We start from the raw sequence: 24,948 nt of genomic DNA on the forward strand, positions 1-24,948 counted from the left end.
ATGAAGCTGGTGAAAATTCATTGTTAACTTTACGGCTTTTAGCATACCTATTAGGGATTGAAACTACGGTTCTCTCGTGATATCCAAGACGATAAAAACTGGCTTTTAGCATACCTATTAGGGATTGAAACAGTTGTGTTGCTTCAAAATCTCAACTAGTCTGTCTTCAGCTTTTAGCATACCTATTAGGGATTGAAACATTGTTTCGCTGGGGGAGGGGTCCCAGCACACGCTGGCTTTTAGCATACCTATTAGGGATTGAAACCGCACAAGTTCAGTACTTCATCTCGCGTCATGTATTCGCTTTTAGCATACCTATTAGGGATTGAAACTGGATATTTTTGTGTCTGGCTTGGCTGCACTCTTTGGCTTTTAGCATACCTATTAGGGATTGAAACTTCTCCCATCGTATGTTTTCAGAGAGAGGATATGCTTAGCTTTTAGCATACCTATTAGGGATTGAAACTTAAATTGGAAGACAAGCAAAACATCCTTTTTAAAGCTTTTAGCATACCTATTAGGGATTGAAACAAAAGACAAATAAAGCCAAGCGTCGAGCCATACTTTCTGGCTTTTAGCATACCTATTAGGGATTGAAACGATGTTCGCTGGGGGAGGGGTCCCAGCGTATGCTGGCTTTTAGCATACCTATTAGGGATTGAAACTTGTCAATATATATAAGTGCATCAAACCCACGAAGGCTTTTAGCATACCTATTAGGGATTGAAACACTTTCGGGGTATATATCCCAGTATGCACCTACACTGCTTTTAGCATACCTATTAGGGATTGAAACATTGTTTTGGGATTTTCAAGTGTGTTTTTTGCTGTGGCTTTTAGCATACCTATTAGGGATTGAAACGAACAAAACCAATGTCAACGAATCTCGCAATTTTCAGCTTTTAGCATACCTATTAGGGATTGAAACTTTAATCAAACCCACGATCAAACCCACGCAGTATCTGGCTTTTAGCATACCTATTAGGGATTGAAACGTGGATGCGTACAACGTTTTGATTGCGAATGGCTGCTTTTAGCATACCTATTAGGGATTGAAACGAAATAATATCGACTGAAACGCCATGCATTGTAGGCTTTTAGCATACCTATTAGGGATTGAAACCAACGATTGTTACGCCTATGATGATTGCTGCGACGGCTTTTAGCATACCTATTAGGGATTGAAACTTAAGCCGGCCAGGAGGCTTGGAGACAGAGTCTCCGGGCTTTTAGCATACCTATTAGGGATTGAAACTGGTAATAAAATGTTTTGTTAATGTCGGACGTCTTAGCTTTTAGCATACCTATTAGGGATTGAAACCCCATGCTAGCGAATTTGAGCCGTATATGGTTGAAGCTTTTAGCATACCTATTAGGGATTGAAACGTATCAGACGAAACAGATAACCAGCAAGCAGTACTTGGCTTTTAGCATACCTATTAGGGATTGAAACGACAGCAGTATTTCTAACAACTTGAAGCGATATACGCTTTTAGCATACCTATTAGGGATTGAAACTGGATGAGTACTGGAAATTCCAGTGCGATATGCCAGAAGGCTTTTAGCATACCTATTAGGGATTGAAACAGAATGTTCACATCGTCTTGCTCTTTCTGGAAAAGCTTTTAGCATACCTATTAGGGATTGAAACCTCTTTCTGGAAAAATTCTTTATACAGCCAATGTCTGCTTTTAGCATACCTATTAGGGATTGAAACTCCAGAAAGTCTAACACTTTCGAAATTTCATTTTCGCTTTTAGCATACCTATTAGGGATTGAAACGTCTTTGGGACCGGGGGTATTCTTTGTATTCGAAATAGCTTTTAGCATACCTATTAGGGATTGAAACTCGATAGCGTAGGCTTGGCTGCAGGTGGTGGGATTGAGCTTTTAGCATACCTATTAGGGATTGAAACGGGAACCACTCCGCAAGAAATTCAGCAGTTCCCCAACGCTTTTAGCATACCTATTAGGGATTGAAACGCGTTTTGCAAGGTGCGATTGGTACTGTACTTTCTGTGCTTTTAGCATACCTATTAGGGATTGAAACAAAGATATACATTTTTTTTGTGACTTGTGGGACGAGCTTTTAGCATACCTATTAGGGATTGAAACTTCGACGAGGTGCGAAGAGAAATCGAGCTCCGGAAGCTTTTAGCATACCTATTAGGGATTGAAACATGGAACGAATAATGGAATATAAGGGTCACGTATATTTGCTTTTAGCATACCTATTAGGGATTGAAACTTATGTGTGTCACATTTGGCTAGGTATATCAAACATAGCTTTTAGCATACCTATTAGGGATTGAAACTTGACTTTGTTACAACTACTGGTATTTTCGAAAAGCTTTTAGCATACCTATTAGGGATTGAAACCCATCTTCACCTAGTTTAACAATCTCAACAGACATCTGCTTTTAGCATACCTATTAGGGATTGAAACACTACTTCTGTTCTGCCAAAGTATTGCGGATAGCGCCTTTCCAAGCTTTTAGCATACCTATTAGGGATTGAAACCAAAAAAGGGTAGAATTCACTATCACGTGATTCTGGCTTTTAGCATACCTATTAGGGATTGAAACCTTGATAATTCCTTTATCCCGGGCAGTTCATGATAACCGCTTTTAGCATACCTATTAGGGATTGAAACGTTGTTTTCGCTGGGGGAGGGGTCCCGCTGGGAGGGCTTTTAGCATACCTATTAGGGATTGAAACTAAAGTGGTTCAAAACAATGTCTATGAACTAATTCATGGCTTTTAGCATACCTATTAGGGATTGAAACCGTATTCTGGAGCTAGCTATCAGGGAAGTACAAACAGCTTTTAGCATACCTATTAGGGATTGAAACTAGGGTTGAATAATTGAATAATTGAGTAATTGCCCAGCTTTTAGCATACCTATTAGGGATTGAAACTTTTTTTGCCACTGGTAAAGGCTTTTCAACTAGCTGCTTTTAGCATACCTATTAGGGATTGAAACCCCTCTTTTCTATTTCTTCATTCGCTCCCAACTTTACGCTTTTAGCATACCTATTAGGGATTGAAACGATTTGTGATGTTTATTGTTAATTCCATACTTGCAATGCTTTTAGCATACCTATTAGGGATTGAAACGGCGATCGAGTTCCTCCGACGACAAGTCGGAAAGTAGCTTTTAGCATACCTATTAGGGATTGAAACAAGTGAAGATGAAAAAGTAAATATTTTTTGCTCTGCCGCTTTTAGCATACCTATTAGGGATTGAAACGCGAAAGATTCTACTATCACGGTGACTTTTACGCGTGCTTTTAGCATACCTATTAGGGATTGAAACGTGGGACGACTGATAACTTGAATAGTCGTGCCATAGCTTTTAGCATACCTATTAGGGATTGAAACATAATCCAATTAACAATAAATGCGGACCAGAACGCTGGCTTTTAGCATACCTATTAGGGATTGAAACGTGAATACTGCAGTTGATTTGTCAGCGCTCTTTTCCCGCTTTTAGCATACCTATTAGGGATTGAAACCTTTGCGAAAATGTTACAAAAATTGAGTTTCAATCCCGCTTTTAGCATACCTATTAGGGATTGAAACCATATGCGATTCTTAGATTTGTGATGTTTATTGTGCTTTTAGCATACCTATTAGGGATTGAAACTTTTGCTTTTGTTAAAAAAAAGAAAAGAAAAGAAAAGCTTTTAGCATACCTATTAGGGATTGAAACGAGATAAGTATTGTTGGGGTGTGCTTCGTTGGTCGTGCTTTTAGCATACCTATTAGGGATTGAAACGCTTGATTCAAACCATTAGAAATAGTATTAGAAATATGCTTTTAGCATACCTATTAGGGATTGAAACTATTGAATGGTTGTGACTACCAAGGCACGACCAACGGCTTTTAGCATACCTATTAGGGATTGAAACTATTGTGTCATTTGACGAATGGAAGTGATATTTTGGCTTTTAGCATACCTATTAGGGATTGAAACAGAAAATGAAGTTCGTAAAGCCAGCCAGGAGGCTTGGAGAGCTTTTAGCATACCTATTAGGGATTGAAACAAAGAAAAAATATAAGAAAAATGGAGGTGTGAATATAGCTTTTAGCATACCTATTAGGGATTGAAACCTTCTATATCGTCGAAGGTAAAAACTCTGTGTACAGAGCTTTTAGCATACCTATTAGGGATTGAAACATTCCATACTTGCAATTGTCTGGAGAATGGGGGAAGCTTTTAGCATACCTATTAGGGATTGAAACTAACCGAATCCCCCTTTGGTTGTGGGACAAAGGATATCCTGCTTTTAGCATACCTATTAGGGATTGAAACTCATATTTTTTGATAAATTCAACCAAACTAGAAACCGCTTTTAGCATACCTATTAGGGATTGAAACTTCAAGTAATCGTCGTCCCACAAGTCAAAAAAAACTAGCTTTTAGCATACCTATTAGGGATTGAAACAGTATTGTTCCACGCTATCACGAGATTCCCCATATTAGCTTTTAGCATACCTATTAGGGATTGAAACTAGCGAACAACCCGAATGTTTTACAACGTATTTCAGCTTTTAGCATACCTATTAGGGATTGAAACGAAATATCACACTCAAAAATGTCAATACTTGTACCGGCTTTTAGCATACCTATTAGGGATTGAAACATTGGGTGGTGGTTTGAATGATTACATACGCTATTCTGCTTTTAGCATACCTATTAGGGATTGAAACCTTTGCGCAAATGTTACAAAAATTGAGTTTTAATCCCGCTTTTAGCATACCTATTAGGGATTGAAACTTGGAGTAAAAGGTCACCAAAAATTGAAGTTACAGCTTTTAGCATACCTATTAGGGATTGAAACTCTACAATTTTCTCAATATTCCAACTATCAACAACATGCTTTTAGCATACCTATTAGGGATTGAAACCTTCATCGATGAATACAATACCGTCACGCAATTTCTTGCTTTTAGCATACCTATTAGGGATTGAAACATTCAATCAACTTAACCATACATATATCAACCTCACATGCTTTTAGCATACCTATTAGGGATTGAAACGTATACCATATATTTTCACTTTTTGCATTGCGTTTGCTTTTAGCATACCTATTAGGGATTGAAACATCTTTTCGGCTCTACTGTCGATCTTTCGGGGTATAGCTTTTAGCATACCTATTAGGGATTGAAACTATGTGGAATAAAAGAACGCCGGCAATTGAAGTTTGCTTTTAGCATACCTATTAGGGATTGAAACCGTATGACTCAAATACTGGTTCATGGAATACTGGCAGCTTTTAGCATACCTATTAGGGATTGAAACCAACGTATTTCGTAGCTCACGAGTTCTCTCAAAATCAGCTTTTAGCATACCTATTAGGGATTGAAACCTTTTTCGATGAACTCTCTGTACTCTAAGACTTTCTCAGCTTTTAGCATACCTATTAGGGATTGAAACTCCTTTGTCAATATCCAATATAATGCCATACATACTAGCTTTTAGCATACCTATTAGGGATTGAAACTTCGGTTAGGTGTACATAACATAATTAGGCAATCCTAGCTTTTAGCATACCTATTAGGGATTGAAACCAGGTTGTAACAAAAGCGTTTCACAAACGAAATGAAAGCTTTTAGCATACCTATTAGGGATTGAAACCTGGTGCAGCTGCACTTTCTACTTGGGCAAAGTTCGGCTTTTAGCATACCTATTAGGGATTGAAACTTTACATTATAGAAAGGGGGTGAATGTGAATGAATGCTTTTAGCATACCTATTAGGGATTGAAACTTTTGAACGTTTTTAAATGCGCGATACGTCTGTTTTGCTTTTAGCATACCTATTAGGGATTGAAACCTTTGCGAAAATGTTACGAAAAAAGGCTTCAATCCCGCTTTTAGCATACCTATTAGGGATTGAAACTTGAAGGGGTTAATTCTGCGTGGAGGATTTATACGCTTTTAGCATACCTATTAGGGATTGAAACTTTGATTTACCAAACCTCTATTTCTCATATTTCTTTGCTTTTAGCATACCTATTAGGGATTGAAACATAGCAAGCTTTCTTCTTTGCAGAATGATATTGCAGGCTTTTAGCATACCTATTAGGGATTGAAACTTAAGAAATACCGACGCTTGTATTTCGACCACAAAAGAGCTTTTAGCATACCTATTAGGGATTGAAACTAAAGCCAGCCAGGAGGCTCGGAGACAGAGTCTCCGGGCTTTTAGCATACCTATTAGGGATTGAAACTCAAAAGCAAGGAAAGAGAAATTCAAGTGCAGGAAAGCTTTTAGCATACCTATTAGGGATTGAAACAAAAGGAGGAAAAAAACATGAGGTATATTGCAAATGCTTTTAGCATACCTATTAGGGATTGAAACCAATAAAGTCAACAAGGAAACCAAGAAGGAAATCAGCTTTTAGCATACCTATTAGGGATTGAAACTAATGTTCCTTTTTTTAAAGATGAAGAGGGTAAACTAAGCTTTTAGCATACCTATTAGGGATTGAAACATTCATAAGTGAGCAATTCAAATGTAACAAAATGTAAGCTTTTAGCATACCTATTAGGGATTGAAACATGGACAAAAACAAAGGTTGTGTTATACTTGTAGTAGGCTTTTAGCATACCTATTAGGGATTGAAACTGGTATTGGCTTTTACTGGTAAGCCTGGAGCAGGCAGCTTTTAGCATACCTATTAGGGATTGAAACATTCGATACTTGCGGTCGTTTGGAAGATGGGGGAAGGCTTTTAGCATACCTATTAGGGATTGAAACTGGATGTTTTTGTTTCGGGGCTTGCTGCTCTCTTTGCTTTTAGCATACCTATTAGGGATTGAAACTGTTTGTTTTGAACTCAATACTTGCAATTGTATGGGCTTTTAGCATACCTATTAGGGATTGAAACCAGATATGGTGAACATGGGCTACAATCTCGATTATAGCTTTTAGCATACCTATTAGGGATTGAAACGACGCTAACTCTTTTATTCCAGGGACCTCGTGGTACCGCTTTTAGCATACCTATTAGGGATTGAAACGTATTAAGAAGAGAAAATTTATTACCCCTCTAATTGGCTTTTAGCATACCTATTAGGGATTGAAACACAGCTATTAGGGAACCACTCCGCTACGAACTCAGGCTTTTAGCATACCTATTAGGGATTGAAACGAGACATCGTACGATTTTTTAGGAAGAATTTTCGGCTTTTAGCATACCTATTAGGGATTGAAACTCAGCACTTTTTAACCAGGTACAAAGTGCTATCAGCTTTTAGCATACCTATTAGGGATTGAAACACAAACAAGACAAAGGAAGTGGTGAAAGCAAATCAGCTTTTAGCATACCTATTAGGGATTGAAACGGCTGTCTTGACCGCTGGGGACCCCCTCCCAGCATACGCGCTTTTAGCATACCTATTAGGGATTGAAACGGTGTGCCAAATTCGGTTAGGTGTACATAACATAATAGCTTTTAGCATACCTATTAGGGATTGAAACATACTAAACATAACCTGTTTTAACTTACGAATATGCTTTTAGCATACCTATTAGGGATTGAAACAATTCTATTTCCGGATCTCCTTTACTCCACCTCAAAAGCTTTTAGCATACCTATTAGGGATTGAAACTACCACCACCAGCGGTATACGTCGCTACTTAAAAGCTTTTAGCATACCTATTAGGGATTGAAACCCAACTTGCGACATCATTTGTATGCCAAGAGTATCGGCTTTTAGCATACCTATTAGGGATTGAAACGACAAAGAAAAGGCGTTGAACGTGGCTTTGAACAAACGCTTTTAGCATACCTATTAGGGGTTGAAACTTCCATCTATAATAGCTAAATCTAATATATACACCGCTTTTAGCATACCTATTAGGGATTGAAACGGTGTGCCAAATTTGCTTAGGTGCGACTAGGCAAATGTGCTTTTAGCATACCTATTAGGGATTGAAACTTAATTTGTCTAATTCCTCGGGTGTTATCCCAAGGAGGCTTTTAGCATACCTATTAGGGATTGAAACTGATGAAGAGGTGGCTAAAGAACTGTTGAATTTTTTGGCTTTTAGCATACCTATTAGGGATTGAAACGTTGCTTTCGCTGGGGGAGGGGTCCCAGCGTATGCGCTTTTAGCATACCTATTAGGGATTGAAACGACCAAGACGTATACCACACATGGTGGCCTAACGTCAGCTTTTAGCATACCTATTAGGGATTGAAACGGTGTGCCAAATTCACTTATGCGCGACTAGGCAAATGGCTTTTAGCATACCTATTAGGGATTGAAACGGGAATATTTTTGGTTTACGAGTCGTTGGTACTTTTGGCTTTTAGCATACCTATTAGGGATTGAAACTTGGAATATCTCTTGGTACTTTGAGCTCTCCGATAACGGCTTTTAGCATACCTATTAGGGATTGAAACTTCATAAACGTAAATGCTCCACTATCTATTAGAAAGAGCTTTTAGCATACCTATTAGGGATTGAAACCAGCAAGTTCATTGACAAATTCAAAAACTGTAGTATACGCTTTTAGCATACCTATTAGGGATTGAAACTTTCTTCACTTCGAGTACTTCTCCAGAAATTCACGCTTTTAGCATACCTATTAGGGATTGAAACTGGATATGTTGCTCGAAAAACTTTCTATGATCACAGCTTTTAGCATACCTATTAGGGATTGAAACGAAATTTCACTACATCAATTTCTTCTTCGTAGGCCAAGCTTTTAGCATACCTATTAGGGATTGAAACTTGGGTGTTCTACAATCGCTATGGAATGGCAATTGGCTTTTAGCATACCTATTAGGGATTGAAACGAGCAATCAGACGCGGTGACGGTGAGCTCTCGCTAGGCTTTTAGCATACCTATTAGGGATTGAAACCAAACAAAGAGAAGTAACAGATGAATTACTTCAAAAGCTTTTAGCATACCTATTAGGGATTGAAACATGGTTTATGAAGAAATTGATACAGAGGAATTTCTCGCTTTTAGCATACCTATTAGGGATTGAAACGCAAGTTTTTTAAAAAGTCTTACAACGGTAGTGACGTTTTTATTCTCCCCATAACGGATTAAAACAAGATATAGATTACTTCTCCTGCATCATTTGGAAGTTTTTATTTTATCTTAAAAATTGAATTTTCTTAATTGAAAAAAAGAAATCTGTTTTATCTATGAAGAATTGAAACAATGGTTTTATCCAAGATGTTTGGAATTATGCTATAGTTATTCATAATTGTTTTTAGAGGTGGTTGAAAAATTGGATGTAGGCGGAACACTAATTTGGTATTACATGATTTGTAAAAGAGAGGTTTGGTTAATGACACATGAAATAGTACCAGACCAACATAATGAGAACATAGAGCTCGGACGATTTATTCACGAGTTTTATTATAGACGGGATAAAAAAGAGATTAGATTTGGTAATGTTGTTTTTGATGTGCTCTATGAGAAAGGTAATCGACTCATAATAGGAGAAACGAAGAAATCTTCTAAGTTTTCTGAAGCATCTAAATGGCAGTTGATTTATTATCTAAAAGTTTTAAAAGATGCAGGTATAAGTGCTGAAGGTGTATTGAGTTTTCCGGAAGAGAGGAAAAAAATAGAAGTAAAACTATCCGATGAAGCTGAATTAGAGCTTGGAAAAATTTTGAAGGATATAGAAGATATTGTTAATCAGCCTAATCCACCAAAAGTGGTGAAGAATAATTTTTGTAAGAATTGTGGTTACAAAGAGTATTGTTTTTCCTAAATGAGGTGATTCTATGAAAAAAGATATTTATATTTTTAATAGCGGAGAATTAAAAAGGAAAGATAATACAATCTGTTTCGAAAGTAGTGAGGGGAGAAAATATTTTCCAATAGAAAATATAAACAATATATTTATATTTGGTGAGGTCGAATTAAATAAAAGATTTTTAGATTTTGCCTCAGAAAATGAGATATTAATTCATTTTTTCAATTTTTATGGATACTATACTGGCACATTTTACCCCCGCGAACATTTAAATTCTGGATTTGTTATTTTGAAACAGGCAGAACATTACTTGGATAATGAAAAGAGAATGAAATTAGCTCGTAAATTTGTTGAAGGAGCTATAGAGAATATATTAGTTGTTCTTAAGTATTACAAGAATAGAGGTTGCGAACTTGAAGATGAAATAGATGATATTAAATGTAAGAAAGAAGGTATATATTCATCTCAAGATATTGAAACATTGATGTCTTTTGAAGGAAATATAAGGGATGTATATTATAAATGTTTTGACAAGATAACGAAAAAAGATGAATTTGCTTTCGAAAAAAGAAGCAGAAGGCCTCCTTTAAATAAAATGAATTCATTAATCAGTTTTGGTAATTCTTTGCTTTACACAACCGTTTTAGGTGAAATTTATCAAACGCAACTTGATCCACGCATAGGCTATCTCCATTCTACGAATAGTAGGAAATTTACTCTAAATCTTGATGTAGCTGAAATTTTTAAGCCATCTATAGTTGACAGAGTGATTTTCTCACTTGTGAATAAAAATGTTTTATCATATAAAGACTTCGATGAGCAATTAAATGGGATAGTTTTAAATAATTCAGGTAAAAAGAAATTTATAGAAGAATATAATGAAAAGCTTGAAACTGTCTTTAAATATACAAAGTTAAATGCTTTTGTTAGTTATAAAAGGTTAATTAGACTTGAAATATATAAGGTTCAAAAACATATCACTGAAGATGAAGAATATCAACCTTTCGTTGCGAGGTGGTAATTCTTGTTCGTAATCTTGGTATATGACATTGGTGAAAAAAGAGTCAATAAAGTGCTTAAAAAATGTAGGCAGTATTTAACGTGGGTTCAAAATTCGGTATTCGAAGGAGAAATTACCGAAGGAAGTTTGAAAAAACTGAAAATGGAATTAGGTAGAATTATCGAAAAGCAAGAAGATTCTATTATAATTTACGCTTTCGAGAATACGAGATATTCAAACAGAGAAATCATTGGGTTGGAAAAGAATTCCTTAGGAATAATATTTTAAGCCTTTCAATATCAATTTAAAAGCATTCCCAAACACCCTTGCGCACATAATTGTGCAAGGGTATTTTTTATTCAAGAAAAGTGAATTTTAGTATATAATTGTTTGAGAAAGTGAAAAAGAAAAGGGGGAGTTGTTTTTGAATAAGAAGTTCGTTGCTGTTTTTTGGCTTCTTGTGCTTACGTTTCTGTGGGGGTTGACTTTTCCTATTCAGAAGTTGGTTCTTGTAGAAGAAGTTTCGCCGTTTTTGTACAATGCCGTTCGGTTTTGGATAGCGACTATTTTGTCTGCTTTTATGTTTCGAAAGTCTGATTGGAAACGTGGAGTCATTCTTGGTGTTGTTATGGGGATTGCGTACGCAACGCAAACGTGGGGATTGACTATCACGACCTCAACAAAAAGTGGGTTTATAACTTCTCTTTATATAGTTATTGTGCCGTTTTTCTCTTTTTTGATTGAAAAGGAGAAGATTAAGCCATTACAAGTTGTTGGGTTTGCTGGTGCGATAGTTGGTATGTATTTGCTTAGCAGCGGTGGGTTGACTGGTTTCAATTTTGGGGACTTTCTAACCACTATTTGTGGTGTTATGTACGCATTGCATGTTGTTTTAATCACGCATTTTTCAAAGGAAACAAGTGAGTATAGTTTGCTTACTCCGCAATTTCTTACAGTTGCCCTTTTAAATACTTTTCTTAATTTTTTCTATACAAAGCCAAATTGGAGTTTTAATTTACCCGCGCTTGGTGTTGCCGCATTTACCGCAGTAACAGCCACGATTGTTGCGATAATAATTCAGGCAAAATACCAAAGGGTTGTAGGGAGTAACATTTCAGCACTTATATTCGTCGGTGAACCCGTTTTTGCAATGGTTCTTTCCATGATTATTTTGCATGAGAGAATAACTCTCCTGCAGGGAGTTGGTATAATATTGATGATGGTGTCGATTATTATGGGAGTTGTTGAAACAAAAGAAAAATGAATTAAGGGTGATAGCGTGTGAGAGGAGAGAGTAAAAGTGATAAGCATAAATAAGCTTTCAATCGCATTCCCACAGAAGAATTTGTTTTCAAATTTCAACGCCACAGTTTTTCCGAGAGATAGGATAGGTTTGATGGGGAAAAACGGTTGCGGGAAGAGTACTTTGCTAAAAGCGATAGCTGGTATATTCAAAGATTACAGTGGAGAGATTAATGTTTCAGGTAAAGTACTGTATATGGACCAGTACAGGACATTTGATGCGTCGACGCCTTTTGAGTATTATTCACAAGTGGCGGATACTCCGGAAAAGCAAAGGCAAGTTAGGAGTATATTGAAGGGTTTGGGGTTCAATGAGGATGATTGGAATAGAAATATTTCAACTTTTAGCGGTGGAGAGAAGACAAGATTGCAATTGGGGAGACTTTTTATAGAAGAGCCTGATTTTCTTTTACTCGATGAGCCAACTAATTTTCTCGATATTGAGAGTATAGAGTTCCTTAAGAGTTTGCTCAAATCGTACAAAGGTGGGTATATAATTATATCCCACGATAGGGATTTTTTAAGGAGTGTGTGTGATAAGTTTTGGGAGATAAATAATGAGCGCGTTTGGATTTTCGATATGGATTTTGATAGATACCACCTTGAAAGGCAAAGGATAATGGAAACACAACGTCGTCAAGTTGCAAATATCCAGAAGGAAATTGAAAGGCTTAGAACGATTATCGATAGGTACAAAAAGTGGGGAAGAGAGAAATTTACTAAGCAGGCGAAGAGTAAAGAGAAGATGCTCGAAAAGATGTTAGAGGAACTTGAAAATATGCCAAATCTTTATTTGGAGGAAGAGGAAAAGAAGATAGGCATACCTGAACCTGAAAATACAGGGTATATGGTATTGGAAGTTAAGGATGTAAGCTGGAATAATTTATTGAAAAATGTCTCTTTTACAGTGTACCAGAAAGATAAGATAGCGATTGTCGGTCCGAATGGTTCTGGTAAAACAACTTTGCTAAAGATAATCACAAATCAAATACCGTACTCTGGAAGTGTAAATTACGGTTACAAGGTGAATGTGGCTTATGTAGACCAATTTGTTGACCAGTTAGATTTGGAAAATACCGTTTTTGATGAGATATTCGATGAGATGCCAGATAAGCCTGATTACGTTATACGCGCATATGCTGGTAGATTTGGCTTCAAAGGTGAGGATGTATTTAAAACGATAGATTCATTAAGCGGTGGAGAAAGGCAAATTCTTGCGCTTGCAAAGATACTTCTTCGAAAGCCTAATCTGCTTATTTTGGACGAGCCTACAAACCATATGGACCTTGAAACTGTCGAGGCACTTGAAGATGCTTTGAAAGAATACAAAGGTGGTATTATTATCGTATCACACGATTTGGAACTGATTAGGAATGTGTGTAATAGGTTTTTGAGTATAAAGGATGGTAAAATTATAGAAGTTGATGAGCCTGTGTTTTTCGCAAAGCAGGTGAAAAAAGAGGAGAAAGTTAAGAATATTGATTTTGAAGAGAAAAAGAAATTGAAAAATCAATTAAAAAGCTCTAAGAAGAAGTTAGAAGAGCTTGAGCAGAGAGAGAAAGAGATAAGCTCAAGGATAGATGAAATAGATTCTCAGATGTCTTATTTAAATGATTACGTTAAGTTAATGAATTTAACAAAAGAAAAGCAAGAACTTGAGGAAGAGCAATTAAATATTTTGGAGGAGATGGAAAATTTGAAAGTTAAAATTTCAGAATTAGAAAAGACTGTTGGAGAATGAAAATGGTGATTTCGAGGTGTTTGTATGGATGATTTGAGGTTTATAATCTCAGATCGTTTTCAATTCGAATTATCACAAGATGATTTACCATTTTTTTCAGAGCGCAGGATGATAAAGGCTAATCCTGTTTTGCTTGTATTCAAAATCAACGATAGAAACGAGGAAATTGGTTTTGTTGAATTTGATGTGCGCGTGGTAAATAAAAACGCTTACATGACTTATTTTTTGAAAAAACAGTATCGTGGCAAAGGTTTGGGTAGAGAGATGGTGAAAAAGGCTATTGATTTTGCGTTTAATGAATTGAATTTAAACAGGATAACCGCCGAAGTGTACGAGTACAATACGGCTTCGATTAAAATTTTGGAAAGTCTTGGATTTATCCAAGAAGGCAGGCTTAGGAAAGCAAAATTTCATAATTCGAGATTTTGGGATATAATTGTGTATGGGTTGTTGAGAGAGGACATATAATTGGGGGTGTAATTGTGAGTAAAAAAGATAAAGAACTTATAATCGGTGCTCATATGCCTATAGGTGGTGGATTTGCTCGAGTTCCAAGAGAAACAATAGAAATCGGTGGTAATGCATTCCAGATATTCCCACACAATCCACGGCAGTGGAATGCCAAGTTACCAAATGAGGATGATGTAGTACACTTTCTCAGGGACGTAAAAAAGTACAATTTAAATCCAGAATACTTTCTGTGCCATTCGGGATATCTTGTTAACGTAGCAAGCCCAAGAGATGATGTCTGGGAAAAATCGGTTGAGTTACTCGCAATAGAGATGAAGATTTGCGCAAAACTTGGGATAAAATATTTGAACATTCACCCTGGAAGTCACCTTGGTGAAGGTGAAGAAGTCGGAATTGAGAGGATTGTTAAGGCACTGAATTTGGTTATGGAAAAGGAAAAGAGTGTACATATAATGCTTGAGAATGTGGTAATGAAGGGTGGGAATATAGGTTACAATTTTTCTCAGATGAGGAGGATTATAGAGCAGTGTAAGTATCCTGAAAGGATAGGTCTAACTTTCGATACATGCCACGGGTACGACGCGGGGTACGATGTAACTAAACCGGAAGGTATTAAAAAGTTGTTGGAAGAGATAGATAGAGAAGTGGGAATTGGTAGGATTAAATTTGTCCACCTTAACGATACGAAAAATACTTTAGGTTCAAATAAAGATAGGCACGAAAATATTGGAAATGGTAATTTGGGTGTTGAAGGGTTGAAGGTATTTCTGAGTAATCCAGTATTTTCATCTTTGCCATTGCTTCTTGAGACCCCTGGAGATAACCCGGAACATGCCGAAGATATTGCGAAGATTAAAGAAATATATGATTCGATAGAAGCGCCAAATTAAAAGGAGTTGAGTATTTTGAGTTTGAACACTCAAGAGATGGAATTTAGTGAGAGGTTCAATGCACCAGTTAGTGAAGTGTGGAAAGTTTTCTATAATCCAAACGGTTGGGACCCATGGTTCACAGATGGTATGAAGATTTCTGAAGACGGTGAGATTTATTTTAGGTGGTTCAGGCTAACCGATGGACAAGTTGTAACGGACAATGGAAAAATAGTTAGTGTTATTAAAGAACGGTTGTTTTCCTTCTGGTGGTACGAATACGAAGATGGTTACCGTTCGTTTGTTGAGATGCACTTCCAACCAACCGGAGATAACGAAACGATAGTGACTGTCAAGGATAGAACGTTGGTAAAAGATGAGGAAGAGCTCCATGTAAGGTATGGTTGTGCTTACGGTTGGGGGCAGATGATGTTGCTCGCGAAGATTTACATAGAGAAAGGATTAATTGTTATATAAAGGGGGGAATTTGCTTGAAAGCAACGATTGTTTTGAACGGCGTATCAAACGGTACGATGTTTATCACAGGTGAAATGCTAATCGCCGCGGATGGTGGAGCGGAAGAATTGAGAAGAAGAAATTTACTTCCTGATGTTATTATCGGTGATTTAGATTCTATATCAGACGAGTCTATTGAATATTTCCAGTCAAAAGGTGTCAAGATACAAGTATACCCTCACGAAAAGGATGAAACAGATTTGGAACTCGCAATAAATTACGCGTTGAAATACGGGGCAACGGAGATTGAGATTTTAAATTGGCAAGGCGAGAGAATTGATATGATTATTGCTATGATAGGTTTGATGAGTAAATATGAAAATATAACCGCGGTAGCTGATAATTGTGAAATTGGTTTGCTTAGCACGGGAGAACACTCTTTAAAAGCTATTAGAGATGAAATTTGGTCTTTTATCCCCTTGTGCGAAGCGGATTTTTCAATTTCAGGTTTTAAATACAGTTTTGATGGTAAGATGAGTATAACATCTCCAATAGGTGTAAGTAATGAAGCTTTGGAAAATAACGTTAAAGTCAATGTTAGAAGTGGTAAGGTGGTGTACATACGTTGGAAGAAAAAACCGTTGTAATATTGGGTGCAACAGGTTCAATTGGAACTCAAAGTGTTGATGTCATATCAAAATTGAAAAATTACAAATTGGTTGGGATATCTTTTGGAAAGAATAGAAATTTAGCTGAAGAGATTGTTCAAAGGTTTGATGTCAAGGTTTATCATGGCGGCGTTGAGTTATCGGTTGGAAGAAGGGTTGATAGTATAGGTGCGTTATTGGAATTGACTAAACCTGATATAACTATTTGTGCGATTCCGGGCTTTGAAGGAGTTAAAGCCACAATAGAAGCTTTAAAATACACAAGAAGAATAGCTCTTGCCACGAAAGAGTCGATGGTGTGCGCTGGAAAGTTTGTAAAAGAATTAGCTAAAAAGAATAACGTTGAGATTGTTCCAGTAGATAGTGAACATTCGGCTATATTTCAAATATACGAACCGCATATAGACCATATAGTTATAACCGCATCGGGTGGTGCTGTAAGAGATTTACCACTAGATAAAATAGCGGGCCTCACACCTGAAGAAGTCTTAAAACATCCAACGTGGAATATGGGTGGAAGAATAACCGTTGATTCCGCAACGATGGTGAATAAATTTTTTGAAGTGGTTGAAGCGCATGAGTTATTCGATTTACCATACGAAAAGATAGAAGTTTACATTAATCCATCAAGCTTTATCCACGGAATGGTATTTTTGAAGGATGGAACGATAAAAATTCACGCGGGTAAACCAGATATGCGTGTTCCTATCGCTTATTCTTTGACTTACCCTTCAAGAGAATATACTTCATATGTAGCTCAAGTTGATGAATTTGATATGAGGTTATTACCTGTCGAGAAGGCGCGTTATCCTCTCTTCTTCTTCGGACTTGAAATTGCAAAATCAGGGGGACTCGCGGAACGTATAGCTTTCAACAGCGCAGATGAGATAGCTGTGCAATATTTCCTTGAAAAAAAGATTTTATTTGGTAAAATTGAAAAAATAGTAACTAAAACCGTAGAAGAGGTGCAAAAAAGGGCCATAACAGTTAATTCACTCGAAGATGTTTACAAAGTTGACGAACTATCAAGAAAAATAACAGAGGAGGTTTTATATGACTGTATTAATTAACATAATTTCTTTCTTAGCAGTATTCATGTTCATTGTTGTTGTACATGAGTTTGGGCATTTTCTCTTTGCCCGTCTGTTCGGTGTAAAGGTTCACGAATTTGCGATTGGATTTGGACCAGAGATTTTTAGAAAGAAAGGTAAAAAAACAGACTTCAGGATTAACATATTCCCACTTGGTGGGTATGTTCGCTTGAAAGGTGAAGACCCATCTGAAGAGGAAGACCCAGATTCTTTGTATGGAATATCCGCATGGAAGAGATTTCTTGTTGTATTTGCTGGACCTTTATTTTCCATATTAGCGGGATATTTGCTTTTTGTAATCATCATTTCCGCATGGGGATATACACCTATAATCATCGATAAAGTAATCCCTAACTCGGCAGCTGAAGAGGCAGGTTTGAAAGATGGAGATATCGTTTTAAAGTTAAATGGTAAGTACATATTTGATACGGTCGATATGACCGATTCAATAAGAAAGGGAAGAGCTATAGAACTTGAGATTCTTAGAGATGGGCAGAGAATGAATTTAGTGGTCACACCAAAACTTTCTAACGCCCAGTATTATCTTTACCTAAAAGATGTGCGTGGTGATATAGGCGGAAAAATAGAAACGGTAAATAATTTAGAGTTTGAAACGTATGTTAAAAATTACAAGAAAGAGCTAGTTACGATAAAATCTGAAGCAGGAGAGCTTAATTGTGTTATAGATAGTCTAAATTCTTTGCCTGAAAGATACACGATAGGTATTTATTACGGCCAATTTTCAAATGTTTTCGCTAAAGATGTTGAACCATTCAAAGTCGGAGATAATCTACTGCAAGTTGAAGATATGAAAATCCAAAGTGGCACAGATTTACTCGACCTTGTAACAGCTCTTAATCTGAAACCCGATGAGTTATACGTGGTAGCGAATGGTAACGTAGTTGAAAGCGTTGTAAAACCTCTTCCAGAAAGGGTAAAAGTTGTGTACTCAACTTCCAATGGTGAAATTAAGGAAATCGTCTTGGATAAATCAAAATTACTTGAAGCACTTTCAACGCCAGGTGCTTTAAAAGAAAGAAGTACAAGGTTAAAACCAAGGGGTATCGAAGGGATAAAATTAGCAATCGCAAGAAGTAATAGATTAGCGTTGTACATTTGGAAAACATTACCCGGTATATTCGTTGGGAAGAACATTCAAGATGTCACAGGACCTGTTGGAATGGTACAGATAATAGGACAAGCTGCGCAAATTGGTCTTGAAACAATTCTCACCATCGTCGCTGTGATAACAATTAACCTTGGTATATTCAATTTGTTCCCACTGCCAGCACTCGATGGTGGAAGGATAGTATTCGCGTTAATCGAGATGATTACTAGGAAGAAGATAAATAGGAATGTTGAGAATATAATCCATACGATAGGTTTCTTTATACTATTGGGGCTTGTGATATTCATAACGTTTATCGATATTGGAAGATTTTTTAGATAATTCAAATAAATTTTTAAAATAGGGATGATAAAGTATGGATACGGTTATTAAAAGACGTGAAACAAGGGTAGTTAAAGTAGGTAACGCGTTCATCGGTGGTGGTCATCCGATTTCTATTCAATCAATGACTAACACTAATACAGAGAACGTAGAATCGACTATTAATCAAATAAATGAGCTTGAAAAAGCGGGTTGTGAGATTGTAAGGATTTCACTTCCAACTTTGGAAAGCGCAAGGAAAGTTAAAGAAATAAAACAGAGAGTAAGTATTCCAGTGGTTGGTGATATTCATTTCGATTACAAAATCGCTATTGAAGCTATTAAGAATGGGATTGATAAGATAAGGATTAATCCGGGAAATATAGGTGATGAGTCAAAAGTTGAAGAGATTGTCAGAGCTGCAAAGGAATACAAAGTCCCGATAAGAGTAGGGGCAAATAGTGGCTCGTTGCCAAAAGATTTAGAAAATCTTCCAAAGGCTCAAGCGTTAGGTGAGGCGGCATTAAGAGAAGTTAAGATTTTAGAGAAATACGGTTTTGAAGATATAGTGATATCCGTAAAAAGCTCCGATGTATTGGAAACGATTGAGGCGAATAGATACATCGCAAAACTTGTTGATTATCCGCTCCACGTTGGCGTTACGGAAGCGGGAACATTGTACAATTCGCTGATAAAATCTTCAATAGCTTTGGGTGTATTGATTTTAGAAGGGCTTGTTGATACTGTTAGAATATCTATAGCTGGAGCGCCTGTAAACGAGGTTATAGCGGCTAAAAAGTTGTTAACGTTCCTGCATTTACGGAAAGGACCAAATATCGTAGCTTGTCCAACATGCTCGAGAACTGTATTTGACGTTGAAAATGTCGCTTTGGAAGTTGAAAAAATGCTTTCGGATATTGATGAAGAGATAACTGTATCTGTGCTTGGCTGTGTTGTTAATGGAATAGGTGAGGGTAAAGAGGCAGATGTAGGTATAGCTGGTACAAAATCAGGAGTAGTGGTCTTCCACAAAGGTGAGATTGTTGGAACTTTTACGTATGAAATGGGAATGGAGAAATTGAAAGAGTACGTAGAAAAAGTTATAGAAGAGAAAGCGAGTAATAGAAATTTTAGAAATTGGTGATTTCAAGAGGTGGTTGGATGAACATCCTGCTTGTAAACGATGATGGCGTGACAGCACCAGGTATATTATGCGCCGCCAGATATTTGAGTAAAGAGCATTACGTTGTTGTTTCCGCTCCCGAATCAGAGCAAAGCGCTGTGGGGCATGGTATAACGTTGAGATTTCCACTGTGGGCAAGGAAGTTGGATATAAACGAGCCATTCGAGATGTACGCAGTCTCAGGTACACCCGCAGATTGTGTTAAGATAGGACTTGACGTTATATACAAAGACAAGGGTATCATGCCAGATGTTGTGATAAGTGGTATAAATCGTGGTGAAAATTTGGGAACGGATGTTGTTTACTCTGGAACAGTCAGTGGTGCACTGGAGGGAGCGATAGCCGGAGTACCATCGATAGCTATTTCCGTGGCTGATTTCAAAGACCCAATATACGAAACAGGCGCGAGATTCTTATTGAATTTTTTGAAAGAATTCGATGTAAAAAGAATACCAAGATTTACAGCTTTGAATATAAACGTACCTTCGGTGCCATATGAACAAATCAAAGGTTGGAAGCTGACAAGACAAAGCAAGAGAAGATACGAAGATTACTTTGAAAAAAGGATAGACCCTTATGGAAAAGATTACTATTGGATGTTGGGAGATATAATCGAGGATGATCCCGACCCAAAAGCCGATTACAAAGCGCTTAAGGAAGGGTATATCTCCGTAACTCCCATAACGATATTTATGACAAACGAAGAGTTACTTAAAGAATTGGAGGGAATATACGGTGACGGTAAGAATTTTAGGTGATCCTGTATTAAGAAAAAAAGCTCAACCAGTAACAGATTTTGCTCAAGTAAGAGCGATAATTGAGGAATTCAAATTGACGATGTACGAACAAGATGGCGTCGGGCTCGCTGCACCACAAGTTGGTATATCTCTAAGATTCTTTGGAATGGACGATGGAAGCGGTTTTAAGATGATAGTCAATCCTGAAATCATAGAAAAGTCAGAGGAAAAAGAATTAGGAGAAGAAGGGTGTTTAAGCGTTCCTGGTGTTTTTGCTGATGTGTTGAGACACAAGTGGATTAGAGTCCGATACCAAGATGAACACGGAACCTACCATGAAGAGCTTTTGGAAGGTTATCCAGCGAGAATTTTTCAACATGAGTATGACCATCTCGATGGAGTACTTTTCATAGACCATCTAGATTCAAAAACAAGAACAGCTTTGGCACAACAATTGAAAAAAATAATGGAGGAAAGCAGGAAAAATAAAGAAAGTAAAGGAAAAAAGTGAACAAAATAATTGGAGGTGGGTTAAATGACGGAAAAAGTTAAGAAGACGTTCACCATAGATTATGAACTCGATATTCTTAACAAAAAAATCAGCGTAAATGGGTTACCGGAAAAAGACCTTAAAGATTTTCTTGATGAGCTAAAGAGGTCAAACGATTTCTTAGCTAAAATGCTCTATAACAACATTATCGAAACCGCGATTACAGAGATGCGTGTCATGGCATGGACTGGGATGGATATAAAAGAATGGCTTAAATCAGTTGGGCATGAAGAGTAACTTTTAGAAAATCTGAAAGCTAGAAATAACTGTAAGCTTTTAAACGTCGGGAAGAAATCCCGACGTTTTTTTATTTTCAACGCAAATATAATACTCCCATTAAACAAAAACACATTTTTTACGAAACAAGTTACATTGATATAATCATTCTAAAGTTGAAAACCTGAACTTGTTTAAAGGAGGCTTAACTTATGAAAAATTACTATTTCGATGAAAAACAAAGATTCGTTATTGAAAATTACAATTCATCTAAACCATTCGCAAGTTTCCTACCGGGAATAGCCGGTAAAAAAGGCATTCCGCTGTGGGTCTTTTACGTCAACAGAGGTCAGGGGATTGCTTCTTTTGGTATTGCCCACAAAGACAACCCAATAATGGAATTTCACCCTGCTTTTAGAAGCTATCAAACTGTATTTACGCATGGTTTTAGAACGTTTATAAAAGAAAAAGGCATGATATACGAACCATTCCAATATCCAAAAAATAAGGCTGTTTCCCAAAAGATGCACATCGGTATAAACGAGCTTGAATTGGTTGAAACAAACCAAGAAAAAGGTATAGAGACTTCCGTACTTTACTTTACACTTTCACAAGAGAAAATCGCCGCTTTGGTAAGGATAGTTACACTTAAAAATATCTCAGATAGTGATAAACAACTCGAGGTCTTAGACGGCTTACCAACGGTTATACCTTACGGGATTAACGATTATGGACTTAAGCACGTTGGTAACACATTAAAAGCGTGGATGGAAGTTTACAACCTCGAGAGTGGGATTCCCATTTTCAAAATGCGTTCTTCTACGGAAGATACAGTTGAAGTAAAAGAATTCTCTGAAGGGAATTTTTACACATCGGTTATTCAGAATAACAATGAAACAACACATGCGAAGATGATAATAGATACAGACCTTGTATTTGGTTACAACACGTCTTTTGATTATCCAAGTGTGTTCGCTGATGTTTCATTGAGTGAATTAATAAATAGAAAGCAAATAAAAACAAATAAAGTACCGTGCGCATTCGCGCCTGTTTCTGTAACACTAAAACCTGGTGAGAGTATAAAGATTTATTCCGTAACAGGTCATGCACCAGATACTTCAGTACTTGATGAGTATAAATCTAAATTTACCAATCCAAAGTATTTTGAAGAAAAATACATCGAAGGAAATGAGATAATCAAAGAAATTACGCGCGATATCGATACAGAGACGTCTTCAAAACTTTTCAATGAATATTCCAAGCAGAGTTACCTTGATAACCTTCTTAGAGGTGGTTACCCTATAGTTTTCAAAAATGGTGAAAAACCACGAGTTTATCATATATACTCAAGGAAACACGGGGATTTAGAAAGAGACTATAACTATTTTGTGCTTCTTCCTGAATATTATTCAAGCGGAAATGGAAACTACAGAGATGTCAATCAAAACAGAAGAAACGACGTTTATTTCAATCCTTTCATTGAAAGGTACAATGTAAAATTCTTCATGAACCTTATACAAACCGATGGATACAATCCACTTGTAATCAACGGAGTCAGGTACAAAATATCACCTGAAAATCTTGGAATAATCGATGAACTTGTCGAAGAAAATTACACCAGCAGAGTTAAAGAATTCCTATCGAAAAACACGTTCACACCTGGAAAGGTTTCTATGTTCTTAGAAAGAGAGAATATATCACTCAAAGTTGACGAGGAGGAATTCCTAAGACGTATTATCGAGATATCAGATGAAGAAACAGACGCTGTACATGGTGAAGGTTTCTGGACAGACCATTGGACGTACAACCTTGCCCTTATAGAAAGCTATTTAGAGATTTATCCCGATAGGGAGGAAAATCTTCTTTTCGATGATAAAGATTACACGTATTACGATAATTACATGGTAGTCTTACCACGAGAAAGAAGGTACGTTTACGTCGATGGAAAGGTAAGACAGTACAATTCTCTTGTCGAAGATAAAGAAAAAAGAAAGCTAATCGAGTCAAGAAACGAATACAAGAACGTTATGAGAATATCTAAAGGCACAGGTGAAATTTATCGAACAACGTTGATTTCCAAACTTATCAATCTTGCAGCTATAAAGTTTTCAACCACAGACCCGTGCGGTGTTGGAATTGAAATGGAGGCTGGAAAACCTGGTTGGTATGATGCGCTCAACGGCTTACCGGGACTATTTGGCTCTTCTGTCAACGAAACTTTCGAACTCGTTAGACTTTTGAATTTCGTTATAGAAAAACTTAACAATTACAAAGGAAAGGCTGTGCTATTGCCAATTGAGGTAAGTAAATTGATTGATGAAGAAGTAAAATTAGTGGAAGAATTTGAAAAATCAAACGAGGACCTAGAAATTAAAAATTACAAGTACTGGAACGATATATCTGATTTAAGGGAAAAATACCGTGAAGAAACAAAATATGGATTTACTGGTGAAGAAGTCGAATGCAAGAGCGAAGAACTCGCTCAAAGACTTGAGAAGCTGAGAAATAAATTATTAAAAGCTTTGGACAAAGCGATAGAAGAAAATAACGGTATTATGCCCGCTTACTATTACTATGAGGCTGAAAAATACGAAATAATTTGCGAAGAAAATGGGCAAAAGTACGTTAAAGTACTCAAATTCAAGCAAAAGAAAATGCCTCTATTTTTGGAAGGTATCGTTAGGGGATTCAAAGTTTACAAGATATACAAAGGTAAAGAATTTCTTAGAAATGTCTATCATAAAGTCAAAGAAAGCCCGTTATTTGATGAAAAGCTTAAGATGTACAAAGTTAACGCGTCGCTTAGCGATCAGCCAATTGAAATAGGTAGGGCGAAAGCGTTTACACCAGGTTGGCTTGAAAACGAATCCATATGGTTACATATGGAGTACAAATACATGCTAGAAGTGATAAAAGCCGGCTTATACGATGAATTTTACAGTGACTTCAAGAATGTTTTCATACCATTCTTAGACCCAGCTGTGTATGGTAGAAGCACGCTCGAAAATTCTTCATTTATAGCGAGTAGCGCAAATCCAGACGAATCCGTGCATGGTAACGGTTTCGTCGCAAGGTTATCCGGAGCAACCGCAGAATTTTTAAGCATTTGGAAGCTTATGTTCATCGGTGAAAAGCCATTTAGATATGAAAATGGAAAATTGATACTTACCTTCAACCCAGCGTTACCTTCTTGGCTCTTTGATGAAAACGGCACGGTATCATTCAACTTCCTTGGCAAATGCAAAGTGATTTACCATAACTATTCAAAACAAGACACTTACAAACTCAATCCAGAAAAACAAAAGATAGTACTACATACAAAAGATGGAGAAAAAATAACTTTAAACAACAATAAAATCGAAAACCCATATGCAGAAATGGTAAGAAATTTGAAAATAGAAAAGATAGAAGTTTACTTGGATTAAAAACCATTTCAAAAATCAAGGATTAAAGCTACCAGATAATTTCTGGTAGCTTTTTTGTTTTAATCATCAAAGC

General features: G+C 36.8%; 16 protein-coding genes and 1 CRISPR repeat array (1 of these 17 running past the window's edge). All 16 genes read left to right on the forward strand.

Features of this window, described 5'->3' with window-relative positions; all coding sequences use genetic code 11:
- Window positions 1-9,014: direct repeats of the CRISPR family, unit length 30 nt; unit sequence GCTTTTAGCATACCTATTAGGGATTGAAAC (it extends 2,743 nt beyond the left edge of the window).
- A 234-nt stretch (window positions 9,015-9,248) separates the two neighbouring features.
- The 16 genes from cas4 to FNOD_RS04980 all read left to right on the forward strand — a co-directional run bounded on the left by cas4 (window position 9,249) and on the right by FNOD_RS04980 (window position 24,875).
- A complete protein-coding gene (gene cas4 / locus FNOD_RS04905) occupies window positions 9,249-9,752 on the forward strand; it encodes a CRISPR-associated protein Cas4 (RefSeq protein ID WP_274376827.1) in 504 nt (167 codons plus the stop codon).
- Between the two features lie 13 nt (window positions 9,753-9,765).
- Entirely contained in the window at window positions 9,766-10,758 is a 993-nt protein-coding gene (gene cas1b, locus FNOD_RS04910; protein WP_011994107.1) for a type I-B CRISPR-associated endonuclease Cas1b, read from the forward strand.
- 3 nt (window positions 10,759-10,761) lie between these two features.
- Entirely contained in the window at window positions 10,762-11,025 is a 264-nt protein-coding gene (cas2, locus tag FNOD_RS04915; RefSeq protein WP_011994108.1) for a CRISPR-associated endonuclease Cas2, read from the forward strand.
- A gap of 136 nt (window positions 11,026-11,161) precedes the next feature.
- Entirely contained in the window at window positions 11,162-12,001 is an 840-nt protein-coding gene (locus FNOD_RS04920) for a DMT family transporter (protein ID WP_011994109.1), read from the forward strand.
- A gap of 36 nt (window positions 12,002-12,037) precedes the next feature.
- Complete coding sequence (abc-f, locus tag FNOD_RS04925; protein WP_011994110.1) at window positions 12,038-13,780, forward strand: ribosomal protection-like ABC-F family protein; 1,743 nt, start codon at window positions 12,038-12,040, stop codon at window positions 13,778-13,780.
- A 24-nt stretch (window positions 13,781-13,804) separates the two neighbouring features.
- A complete protein-coding gene (locus tag FNOD_RS04930) occupies window positions 13,805-14,248 on the forward strand; it encodes a GNAT family N-acetyltransferase (RefSeq protein ID WP_011994111.1) in 444 nt (147 codons plus the stop codon).
- 14 nt (window positions 14,249-14,262) lie between these two features.
- Window positions 14,263-15,141 (forward strand): deoxyribonuclease IV, encoded by an 879-nt coding sequence (locus tag FNOD_RS04935; RefSeq protein ID WP_011994112.1) that lies wholly within the window; start codon window positions 14,263-14,265, stop codon window positions 15,139-15,141.
- Window positions 15,142-15,177: 36 nt separating this feature from the next.
- Window positions 15,178-15,597, forward strand: a complete 420-nt coding sequence (locus tag FNOD_RS04940) for an SRPBCC family protein (protein ID WP_041257144.1) — start codon at window positions 15,178-15,180, stop codon at window positions 15,595-15,597.
- A gap of 14 nt (window positions 15,598-15,611) precedes the next feature.
- On the forward strand, window positions 15,612-16,223 hold the full coding sequence (locus FNOD_RS04945; protein ID WP_011994114.1) for a thiamine diphosphokinase: 612 nt from the start codon (window positions 15,612-15,614) through the stop codon (window positions 16,221-16,223).
- Entirely contained in the window at window positions 16,202-17,314 is a 1,113-nt protein-coding gene (locus tag FNOD_RS04950) for a 1-deoxy-D-xylulose-5-phosphate reductoisomerase (RefSeq protein WP_011994115.1), read from the forward strand. The genes FNOD_RS04945 and FNOD_RS04950 overlap by 22 nt, the downstream gene beginning before the upstream one ends.
- Window positions 17,298-18,785 (forward strand): M50 family metallopeptidase, encoded by a 1,488-nt coding sequence (locus FNOD_RS04955; protein WP_011994116.1) that lies wholly within the window; start codon window positions 17,298-17,300, stop codon window positions 18,783-18,785. The genes FNOD_RS04950 and FNOD_RS04955 overlap by 17 nt, the downstream gene beginning before the upstream one ends.
- 34 nt (window positions 18,786-18,819) lie before the next feature.
- A complete protein-coding gene (ispG, locus tag FNOD_RS04960; protein ID WP_011994117.1) occupies window positions 18,820-19,908 on the forward strand; it encodes a flavodoxin-dependent (E)-4-hydroxy-3-methylbut-2-enyl-diphosphate synthase in 1,089 nt (362 codons plus the stop codon).
- 17 nt (window positions 19,909-19,925) lie between these two features.
- Window positions 19,926-20,705, forward strand: coding sequence for a 5'/3'-nucleotidase SurE (gene surE, locus FNOD_RS04965; protein WP_011994118.1), 780 nt, complete (start codon window positions 19,926-19,928; stop codon window positions 20,703-20,705).
- Window positions 20,683-21,195, forward strand: coding sequence for a peptide deformylase (gene def / locus FNOD_RS04970; RefSeq protein ID WP_011994119.1), 513 nt, complete (start codon window positions 20,683-20,685; stop codon window positions 21,193-21,195). The genes surE and def overlap by 23 nt, the downstream gene beginning before the upstream one ends.
- 24 nt (window positions 21,196-21,219) lie before the next feature.
- Window positions 21,220-21,471, forward strand: a complete 252-nt coding sequence (locus FNOD_RS04975) for a hypothetical protein (RefSeq protein WP_011994120.1) — start codon at window positions 21,220-21,222, stop codon at window positions 21,469-21,471.
- 191 nt (window positions 21,472-21,662) lie between these two features.
- Window positions 21,663-24,875, forward strand: a complete 3,213-nt coding sequence (locus tag FNOD_RS04980) for a DUF3201 domain-containing protein (RefSeq protein ID WP_011994121.1) — start codon at window positions 21,663-21,665, stop codon at window positions 24,873-24,875.
- The last annotated feature ends 73 nt before the right edge of the window (window positions 24,876-24,948 follow it).

The sequence above is a fragment of the Fervidobacterium nodosum Rt17-B1 genome (genome assembly GCF_000017545.1).
In the GTDB taxonomy this organism is placed as follows: Bacteria; Thermotogota; Thermotogae; order Thermotogales; family Fervidobacteriaceae; genus Fervidobacterium; species Fervidobacterium nodosum.

Bases quoted from the DNA above. Each gene is read 5' to 3' on its own strand.
- cas1b (WP_011994107.1), top strand. From the start codon at position 9,766: ATGAAAAAAGATATTTATATTTTTAATAGCGGAGAATTAAAAAGGAAA.
- FNOD_RS04930 (WP_011994111.1), top strand. From the start codon at position 13,805: ATGGATGATTTGAGGTTTATAATCTCAGATCGTTTTCAATTCGAATTA.
- FNOD_RS04940 (WP_041257144.1), top strand. From the start codon at position 15,178: ATGGAATTTAGTGAGAGGTTCAATGCACCAGTTAGTGAAGTGTGGAAA.
- FNOD_RS04955 (WP_011994116.1), top strand. From the start codon at position 17,298: ATGACTGTATTAATTAACATAATTTCTTTCTTAGCAGTATTCATGTTC.
- ispG (WP_011994117.1), top strand. From the start codon at position 18,820: ATGGATACGGTTATTAAAAGACGTGAAACAAGGGTAGTTAAAGTAGGT.
- surE (WP_011994118.1), top strand. From the start codon at position 19,926: ATGAACATCCTGCTTGTAAACGATGATGGCGTGACAGCACCAGGTATA.
- FNOD_RS04975 (WP_011994120.1), top strand. From the start codon at position 21,220: ATGACGGAAAAAGTTAAGAAGACGTTCACCATAGATTATGAACTCGAT.
- FNOD_RS04980 (WP_011994121.1), top strand. From the start codon at position 21,663: ATGAAAAATTACTATTTCGATGAAAAACAAAGATTCGTTATTGAAAAT.